7 protein-coding genes are annotated in these 9,468 nt (G+C 34.4%); 2 read left to right on the forward strand and 5 right to left on the reverse strand.

What is annotated here, in order from left to right; translation table 11 throughout:
• Positions 1 to 96: 96 nt before the first annotated feature.
• Positions 97 to 552: a hemerythrin domain-containing protein gene (locus ACEYOS_RS01325; protein ID WP_373707484.1), complete on the reverse strand. Its 456-nt coding sequence runs from the start codon at positions 550 to 552 to the stop codon at positions 97 to 99.
• A gap of 48 nt (positions 553 to 600) precedes the next feature.
• Positions 601 to 1,257: a GDSL-type esterase/lipase family protein gene (locus tag ACEYOS_RS01330; protein WP_373707485.1), complete on the reverse strand. Its 657-nt coding sequence runs from the start codon at positions 1,255 to 1,257 to the stop codon at positions 601 to 603.
• 927 nt (positions 1,258 to 2,184) lie between these two features.
• Here ACEYOS_RS01330 and ACEYOS_RS01335 point away from each other — a divergent pair.
• A complete protein-coding gene (locus ACEYOS_RS01335) occupies positions 2,185 to 3,915 on the forward strand; it encodes a tetratricopeptide repeat protein (protein ID WP_373739221.1) in 1,731 nt (576 codons plus the stop codon).
• Between the two features lie 56 nt (positions 3,916 to 3,971).
• On the opposite strand, the gene ahcY is transcribed toward ACEYOS_RS01335, so the two are convergent.
• The gene (gene ahcY, locus ACEYOS_RS01340) at positions 3,972 to 5,285 is read right to left on the reverse strand and encodes an adenosylhomocysteinase (protein WP_373707487.1); all 1,314 of its coding nucleotides are present in this window, start codon (positions 5,283 to 5,285) and stop codon (positions 3,972 to 3,974) included.
• A 179-nt stretch (positions 5,286 to 5,464) separates the two neighbouring features.
• On the opposite strand from ahcY, the gene ACEYOS_RS01345 reads away from it, so the two are divergent.
• Positions 5,465 to 6,076, forward strand: a complete 612-nt coding sequence (locus ACEYOS_RS01345; protein WP_373707488.1) for a 4'-phosphopantetheinyl transferase superfamily protein — start codon at positions 5,465 to 5,467, stop codon at positions 6,074 to 6,076.
• Here ACEYOS_RS01345 and ACEYOS_RS01350 read toward each other — a convergent pair.
• Positions 6,052 to 8,313: an FUSC family membrane protein gene (locus ACEYOS_RS01350; protein WP_373707489.1), complete on the reverse strand. Its 2,262-nt coding sequence runs from the start codon at positions 8,311 to 8,313 to the stop codon at positions 6,052 to 6,054. The two genes, ACEYOS_RS01345 and ACEYOS_RS01350, sit on opposite strands and share 25 nt — an antisense overlap.
• Positions 8,314 to 8,390: 77 nt before the next feature.
• Positions 8,391 to 9,468 (reverse strand): type IX secretion system outer membrane channel protein PorV (porV, locus tag ACEYOS_RS01355; RefSeq protein ID WP_373797477.1); only part of this gene is annotated, 1,078 nt, incomplete at its 5' end.

A 9,468-nucleotide genomic window follows, 5' to 3' on the forward strand; every position in this document is an offset into this window, starting at 1 on the left:
AGCTTTAAACTCACTTTAATAAACAAAAGCAGCCATTTCAACTTGAAATGGCTGCATTTATCTTTAACTAAACAGCTAGATTTAAATTCTTTGATTTTACGAATCTTTCTTCCAAAAAATATCGTCGTATTCCGGTTCTTTTAATTCAGGATGATCCAGTTTTAAGAGATCTTCTAATTGCTCTTCAGTTGCTTGTTTTTCAATTTCCGGGAAAATTTGTCTTTCTTCAGTTCGGATATGAAGCTCGAGTAAAGCGCGGAACTCTTCAATTTGTGCTGGTGTTTTAAAACCGTCTTCTATCATTTTTTCAAACGTTCGGTGTTGTGAAATTGCTTCCTTAATTAATGGATGATCCTCTCCTAAAACTTTAAAAATAGTTTCCTCTTCTTCTGCGAAATGAGGTTTTAAATTCTGCAGGTAAAATAGCCCGATGTATTTAGACATTCTTTCCACTGAAACTTCTTTCTTCAACCCTTCTTTTAATTTCCAACAAAGCAAAAGACCAAAATGGTGGTCGCGGCTCAACTGTACTAAGGCTTCATGTCTTTTCATATTTTAAGTAGATTTTTTATAATTGTTTTTTAGTGATTTCGAATACGTTTATTTCAAGAAAGGTTTCATTTCTTTAGCCCAGATTTCATAACCGTTTGGTTTCATGTGAAGCATATCTTCTAAAAATAAATCTTTTCTAATCCTTCCGTTTTCATCATTCATTGCTTTTGTAATATTGATATAGTCGGCAGTTTTCTTTTTATTCATAAATCTTTTAATCAAGGAATTCGTAGCGATAAATTTTGGCCAAAGGTTTTCACGACTTGGAGATAATTTGATTGAAATATAATCAACCTGAATAGTTGGATAATACTTTCTAATTTCCGCGTAGAAATTTTTGTATCGATTGAATACCTGTCTCGCAGTCAGTTTTTCGTTGCCGGCAAAATCATTTTCACCACAGTAAATAATGATCTGCTTCGGAGAATACGGTTTTAAGAGTTCATCAGAATAAAAATTAAGATCATTTAAACTCGAGCCTCCAAATCCACGATTGACGATCTGTTTTGCAGGGAAATAGTCACTAACGTCCTTCCACATGGTAAAGGAAGAACTTCCGAGGAGAAGAATTGCATCTTTCGGTGGAGGGTTTTCTTTATTGATCTGTTTAAAATGTTCAATGTCGTTCCAAAAAGCGGGTTTGTCCTGAGCTTTAAAAATAAATAACATTAAAAAGGTAAACAGCAATGCAAAGGTTTTTTTCATTGGATACAATTTGTTCTCAATTTAATTAAAAAAAATGTAATTCTCGTGAGACCAACTTAGAAATGTAACTTAGATAGGAAAATCAAATAACATATTCCATTTTAAAACTGAAATTTCTGACTTTTTTAAAAAATTTGTTTTAATACAATCGAAAGCGGATTCCTGTTTAAAAAACTGCTAGCTATTAAATAAAAAACTCCTTTAACTAATTGTTAAAGGAGGAAAAAAAATCATTTGTGTTTTTAAGTCTTTAAGTTTTCAAGTTGAATACTTATTTCTTTTTTTTCTACTACAAATGTATAGAATAACAATAAAAATAAGGAATTATAGAGGTGGACAAAGAGTGGACAAATAGAAAAGTTGTATTTTTTATGATAAGAAAAACATAGAAATCATTGCAGTGAGCTGATTAAAACAGAATGCAAAAAAAAAATGAAATTTAGTAATGGTTACCATAACTAAATTTCATTAATTTTCTGAAACTTTTACCGATTAAAAAGGCTTCTTTAAAAATCGGCTTTGTTAAAACAAAAAGTAAAAAGTTTCATCATCATCTGTGTTTTTAGAATTCGAAAACTGCAAATCATTAAAATAAGTTGAGTTTCATGGTTATGTGTTAGGACAAATATATCATCTCGATGGAAATAAAGCCAAATATCAGGGTGGACAAAAGAGGGACAATTTTTCAAACAGGAGAAATTTACAAATATGTTTCAATATTATTACTATTAACAGGTTGATTTTTAGTTAATTAAGTGTGTTTAAGACGACTTTATTTTTTAAATATATTTTTACTTATTCAGGCTTTTCGGGGTAGTAGAATGTAGATATCATTTATTAGAAAGATTTTATTTGTTAAATAGATAGAAATTTTTTCTTTTCTTATAAAAATAGTATATTTCCATTCACAAAGTGATCACGAAAAAAATGGCAATAAAATATTTTACCAGTTTATTATTACTACTGTCTGCCATTTTATTGCAAGCGCAAAAAATCCGTTTGAGTTCATCAGATGATAAAGTTTCAGATTGGGAGCAGATCATCAATCAAAAAAAAGATTCAAAGAGTGATATCGCCTCCGTAAAAAATTTTCTACAACCATTGATCGACCGCAATTCTGAAAGCGACCAAATATTATATGATGTTTTGCTAGCAAATGCATATGCGGAAAATGTTGATAGAGTCAACGATAAAAGTGGCTATTATTACACCAAAGCAATTCGTCACGCAGCTGAAGCTAAGTTGAAACCTTTGGAAATCTGGGCAACATTAAGTTACGCCGGTTATCTTTATAATTATCGGCAAATGACCAAAGCTTTGCCTATCTTTTTAGCTGCCATTGATAAAATTGAAAAAACAGACATCAATCAATTAATATTACCGGCGGAATCTTTTACAAAAATTGGTTTTTATATGGATACGATAGGAGATGACTCAGAAGCCATTGCCTATTTAAAAAAAGCCAAAGAATACACGAAACCTAATACCTCTGAATACGCAGCTATTTTAGATAACTTAGGAATGAGTTATTTTAGAAAAGGTGAATTAAAAAATGCTGAAAAAAATATTAGGCAATCTTCAACTTTATCAAAGTCAATTGGTGATCAGCTTCGATATGCAAAAACACTGGGAAATTTAGCGCAAATCTATGAGCGAAATAAAGATCATAAAACTGCTATACAATTGGTTTTGGAAGATGTTCGGATCTCTAAAGAAACCAAAAGTGAAAAAAATCTGATGTATGCCTACACGCTGTTAACAAGATTGTATATTGCTAATAATCAAATTGATGAAGCGAAAGTAACGGTAAAAAAAGCGTGCGAAATTGCCACCTCTAAATCCTATTTTAAAATTAATGAACTCGATATTTTAAAATTGAGGTTGACCATTTTGCAAAATGAGAGCAGAGAGCACGAAGAGTTGGGCATCAGACGAAGAATAGAAATACTGGAAGATTCTCTAAATAAAACCGATGGCGTTCTTCCATTGAATCAAGCGAACTGGTTGATGCAAAAGAGAAAGTATCAACAGAATATTGCAAGCACCAATCAAAAATTTGCAACAGAGTCTTTCTGGAAAAATGTGATTTTCGCTACTGCAAGTTTGGTATTATTAGGGATACTTTTTGTTTTTTTTAAAGCTAAAAATCAGGAAAAGAAGAAACGAGTGTTGATGGAAGAGAAAATTGTAGACTATGAAAACTCCAGATTAAATATTGAACGTAAACTCTTAGATGCGAATAGAACGCTTGATTCCCAAATCGACTTTTTGAAGGAGAAAAATATTCAGATTCAAAAACTGTACGGAGAAATCGAAAATATTAAAGAATCAAAATCTTCTTTCAAGGATAATGATCGTGTGAAATTAGATGATCTGCTTCAATCGCATTTAATGACTGAAGAGAACTGGCGAAATTTTAAGAATGAATTTCAGCGCGAGCATTTGGAATTTTACGATAGTTTGATCGAAAATTTCCCTGAAATTACCGACTCTAATCTGCGAATTATTTTACTGCAGAAATTAGGTTTCACCAACTCAGAAATTTCTGGCCTTTTGGGAATAACAATCGATGCCGTTAAAAAGTCAAAACAAAGACTCAAGAGAAAATTAGGCGAAAAGTATGATCTCCTGTTTCAAATGATTGTTTCCGATAAATAAAAGAACGCTCTGAAATCTCAGAGCGTTCTTTGTATGATCATTGAAAATAAATTCAATTAATATCTGTAATATTCTGGTTTGAAAGGTCCTTTCACTTCCACACCAATATATTTAGCCTGTTCGTCTGTTAAAGTTTCTAATTCTACGCCTAATTTTTTAAGGTGTAAGAAAGCAACTTTTTCATCTAAATGTTTTGGTAACATGTAAACCTCATTTCCGTACGCTTCAGAATTAGTCCATAATTCGATTTGTGCTAAAGTCTGATTGGCGAATGAATTACTCATTACAAAACTTGGGTGACCTGTGGCGCAACCAAGGTTGACCAAACGACCTTCTGCAAGAATGATGATTTCCTTTCCATCAATCGTATAAACGTCAACTTGTGGTTTAACTTCATATTTAGTGTCACCATAGTTTTCGTTCAACCAAGCCATATCCAATTCATTATCGAAGTGACCGATATTACAAACTACTGTTTTATCTTTCATTTGTTTGAAATGCTCTCCTTTAACGATGTTAAAGTTTCCTGTAGTTGTAATAACGATATCTGCATTAGCAACAACCGTATCTAATTTTTTAACTTCGAAACCATCCATTGCTGCTTGCAAGGCACAGATCGGGTCAATTTCTGTAACGGTAACAATAGAACCAGCACCTTTGAAAGAAGCTGCAGTTCCTTTACCAACGTCACCGTAACCACAAACTACGACTCTTTTACCAGCCAACATTAAGTCTGTTGCTCTTCTCACCGCATCAACTGCAGATTCTCTACAACCATATTTGTTATCGAATTTTGATTTGGTAACAGAATCATTTACGTTGATTGCAGGCATCACCAAAGTTCCGTTCTGCATTCTTTCGTATAATCTGTGAACTCCTGTTGTAGTTTCTTCAGATAGACCTTTAATTCCCGCCGTTAATTCTGGATATTTATCAAAAACAAGGTTGGTTAAATCTCCACCATCATCTAAGATCAGGTTTAATGGTTTTCTGTCTTCACCAAAAAATACGGTTTGCTCAATACACCATTCGAATTCCTCTTCGTTCATTCCTTTCCAGGCGTAAACGGGGATTCCAGCAGCAGCAATTGCAGCCGCAGCATGATCCTGAGTAGAGAAGATATTACAAGAGGACCAAGTAACGTCTGCACCTAATGCAACCAAAGTTTCAATTAAAACTGCAGTTTGAATCGTCATGTGAAGACAACCAGCGATTCTTGCTCCTTTTAAAGGTTGAGAAGGCCCGTACTCTTCACGGATCGCCATTAATCCTGGCATTTCCGCTTCAGCTAAATTAATTTCTTTTCTCCCATATTCAGCTAATGAGATATCCTTAACTTTATAAGGAACGTATTGTGTTGTAGTTTCCATCTATTTAAATAAATTTGACGCGAAGATACGAAATGTCTTTTTTAAATTTAAAATATTTATGAAATAGGAGTTATCTCTTTAATCTATTACCTCTTCAACAGTTCCATTATTTATTTAAAGTAAAGCTGATTATTTGTTTATTTAAAGAATTGTGTAATTTTATCATCTAATAATTTTCAATGCCATTGTACCGAGATTTTTCCGATGATCAAGCAACCATTCTCCTTTGGAAATATGATGAAGCCGAAGATTTGAACCCAGAACTTTTAATCGAGAAAGAGAATTTAGAAAAGGTTAAAGATTATCATCCGACAAAATTGAAAGAAACTCTTTTGGTCAGAAAAATTTTAAAATCGATTTTGCCGGATCACAAAATTCTTTACGATGGAAGACAACCTTATTTATCGCCGAAAGATTATGAAATTTCGGTAACGCATTCTTTCCCTTTCGCAGCTTTGGCCATTTCAAAAAATAAAGTTGGAATTGATATCGAACCTTTTAATAAAAAGATAGAAAGAATTCGACACAAATTTTTACAGGAAGAGGAGAGTGGCTTTATTGAAAAAGATAAAGAAGTGGCTTATCTCACCGTGATCTGGTCGTTGAAAGAAAGTTTGTACAAGATCCATCATTCCAACTATTGGTCTTTAAAAAAGCATTACGAGGTAAAACCGTTCAGTTTAGATTTTCCTTTTAATATTCAATGCAGAGTTCACGATGACAATGTTTCTGATTTGTACAAAGCCCGCGTCGAATTTTTCGAAAACTATTGTTTCACCATTGTTGACTGAATTTCCGGTCCTAATTTCTCAGCGACTTTTCTTTGTTCTTTAGAAACGTCATAAATTAATTCCAGAATTTCCTTTAAGTTTTTCAATTCTGTTAGATGACTGATTCTGTTGGTATCGCGACGGTCAAAAAATTCATTTTCAGCCAGCTCTTTTTTACGGTTCTCAAGCAGATTCTCGACCGTATCCAAAGGTTCAATTTTACTTTCCTGTACGATGTTTTCGTCTGGATTTTTTTGATTCAGAAGTAATTTCGTTCGTACTAATTCTGCAGAAATTTTTAAATCCCAGCCATTAAAATCAATTTCAGGATAATGTTTTGAGGTCTCAGAATATTGCGAAAATGAGGCGATATATGCGGTAATTAAATGTGAAGTAATGACGAACTGATGCAGATGTTCCAGCTTCTTCTGCTGATTTTTAGGATCCGAGATCATTTTCTGAAAATTGTCAGATAGATTCGCTAAGTCGATAATAGCAGCTTTTCTGGTGAGTTTGTAGTTCTCAATGCCGATGTTATCATCTTTAAAGTAAGCCATTGCCGCAGAAAAATATTTGAAATTGCTATCTGCAGACTTCTTCATGAAATCTAAATTTTTGGTGTGTTCCCAAACTGGCAGTACAAAATAAGAAACCACGAAAGCCACAATTCCGGCGATCACCGTATCGAGAACACGGTCTTTGAAGATCATGTTTACATTTCCGGGTTTTAAAATATTAAAGGCCAGGAATACGTAAATGGTCATGAAAAATACTGCCCAGGAATATTTGGTTTTTAAAAAACTGAAACATAAAATCATCGCACTTAAAAACAAAACGAATAAGGCGGTCGTATTGGAAATGAAATGAAGAATTCCATAAGCGACAATCGCTCCGGAAATCGTTCCGTATAAACGCAGAAGATTTCGGTGTTTGGTAGTTGCATACGCAGGTTTCAAAATGGCAACAATGGTTATTAAAATCCAGTAGGCATGGCCAATTCCCAGGAACTCAAAACTGGAAATCCAATAACCAATAACCAACGCAAGCGTAATTCTTATGGAATGTCGGAACAAGCCCGATTTTAAAGAGAAGTTGCTCAGGAAAACTTTGCTGTTCAGTTTTTCTTCTGCGGTAACAAATTTTTGAAAGTCTAAACCTGTTGACAGGCTTTTTGCCAGCTTTTCGTCCTGACTGAAAACTTTATAAATTGTGATGATCTCGTCAGAAATAGAAGTGATCCTGTTTAATATAAACCGAAGCGTCATAAAATCTTCCAGGTTTTCTGGCGTCATTTTTCTGTTACGCAACTCGAAATATTCATTGAATATTTTTTCTAGCATTTCATCGATGTTTCGGAGCGGTTTTGCTTTAGAATTGCTTTGTAAAGCGATACCGATATTGCTCATTTCCTCGGACAATCGCTGTAAATATTCACCTATTGAATGTAAAAAAGCAGTGCTTCCAAAATTTTCCTGAACTTTTCTATAATCACTTTCAGAGGTCATTAATTTCTCATGAAGATCGATAGAATTCAGAAACATTAACATTAATAAACGACTTGTCGTCGTAGATTCATTAACTATTTTTCTGGTTTTAAAAACGGTTTCCCGAGTTTCTTCCTGTAGATTTTTAATGGAAATTTGCTGTGATATGATCTGAGAGTATAAGACATCGAAATCAGGGTTTTTAAAATAGAATTTCGATTTTAAGGAAAGATAATTCCCCAGTTCCAAATAATTTTCACCAATCATTTGGCCCGCTAATTTATACGGCTGAATTTTGGAAACGATTAAGAATATGAGAAGGTAAAAAATGGAACCTGCCAAAAAGATAAGTGAACTTTTAACAATATCATCGCCGGTTAAATGACCATCAATAAAAATCGCCAGCACGACTAAAGACAATGCTCCAACTGCAGCCAATCTTTGTCCGTAAACACCAATCATGGTGAAGAAAATGGAGAAAATAATAATCTCCGGATAGATCAGAAATGGAAAATCCTTTAAAAAACTTGCGACCACGGCTACAAAGAAAAACGAAGCAATCGCAAAAATTAAGGCATTTCTACGGCGGATGAACGGGCCAGCCTGATCGGTTAAACCAATAAAACTGGTTGCTAGCGGAAAGAGGAAGAATTCTTTGAGCAGTCCAAAATGGGCAAGAATAACACTGGGTAAAACAATTGCCAGCGAAATACGAACCGCCGAATAAATGGCTTGGCTGCTGGCAAATTTTTTTAGTTCCGTGGCGTAGTTCATACTGCAAATTTAAACATTTAAGGTCAAAAAAAAGCCTCAAAAAAATTTGAGACTTTATTATGCTTGATTAAGTTTTATTAATAATCCTGCGCGTTCGAAGATTCTTCACCAATATTCCAGGTTAATCCGAAACGGAGCGTGTTATCTAAGGCTGAATTAATTTTAGAAGTATTAATTAAATAAGACATATCCAAACCGAAAGACTGGTATTTTAAACCAACACCAACCGTTGCATATTGTCTTCCTCCCTGTTCAACACTTTCGTGGAAATAACCACCTCTTACGGCGAATGCATTGTCATATTCGTATTCAACCGCACCACTAAACATCGTGCTTTTGGTATTGCTAAATGATTTTCCGATTCCGTCAATAACTCCAACATTAGGAACATTTCCAGTTTCATCCGGACCAGGAACCAAAAGTTTTGAAGCTTCAAAGTTCAAACCGACTCTATTTAAATCATCTAAAAATAAGTCATATCCTGCACCAACTCTCGCCATTGTAGGAAGATAAGATCTGGATTCCTCATCGCCGGTGTAATCCAATCTAGGACCTAAGTTTTGGATGGCGAAACCACCTTTTACACGACCTTCAAAATCATTAATACTGGTATGCTTTTCTGACTGAAAATAACCTGAAACATCAACAGCAAAAGAGTTTGCTGGCTTCAAAGTGTTGTCGGAGTTAAATCCTCCAGATAAATCTGAACGAATAAATCGACCTGTAACTGCCATGGAATAATAATCAGATAATTTCAATCCATAAGCGACATCAATTGAGAATTCATTTGGTTTTGCGGTACCTTCCTGTACGACTTCAGAGCCAACTAATTTGGTAAGATCTACTGATCCCATGTTGAAATAATAGATACTTGCTGAAATAGTCGCTCTTTCTTCATCTCCTAAAAACTGGTGATAAGCACCGTAAAGTAAAAAGACATCGTTGGTCAATTTGCTCATGTACGGGGTATAGTTGATCCCAATTGCCGAAGTAGTTTTGCTGAAAGGATATTTCGCTGCATTCCAAAATTGTGAAAAGGCATCGGTAGTTGTTGCAACCCCTTGATCACCCATTCCTCCCGCTCTTGCATCAGGTGATATTCTTAGGAACGGCGCGCCAGTTAGAACCGGCTGAATGTTGCCAACCTGTGAATAA

It is taken from the genome of Kaistella sp., assembly GCF_041824135.1.
Classification (GTDB): domain Bacteria; phylum Bacteroidota; class Bacteroidia; order Flavobacteriales; family Weeksellaceae; genus Kaistella.

What these genes read in the sequence shown, in the direction of transcription:
- ACEYOS_RS01325 (WP_373707484.1), bottom strand. Translation starts at nt 552, where the DNA reads ATGAAAAGACATGAAGCCTTAGTACAGTTGAGCCGCGACCACCATTTT.
- ACEYOS_RS01330 (WP_373707485.1), bottom strand. Translation starts at nt 1,257, where the DNA reads ATGAAAAAAACCTTTGCATTGCTGTTTACCTTTTTAATGTTATTTATT.
- ACEYOS_RS01335 (WP_373739221.1), top strand. Translation starts at nt 2,185, where the DNA reads ATGGCAATAAAATATTTTACCAGTTTATTATTACTACTGTCTGCCATT.
- ahcY (WP_373707487.1), bottom strand. Translation starts at nt 5,285, where the DNA reads ATGGAAACTACAACACAATACGTTCCTTATAAAGTTAAGGATATCTCA.
- ACEYOS_RS01345 (WP_373707488.1), top strand. Translation starts at nt 5,465, where the DNA reads ATGCCATTGTACCGAGATTTTTCCGATGATCAAGCAACCATTCTCCTT.
- ACEYOS_RS01350 (WP_373707489.1), bottom strand. Translation starts at nt 8,313, where the DNA reads ATGAACTACGCCACGGAACTAAAAAAATTTGCCAGCAGCCAAGCCATT.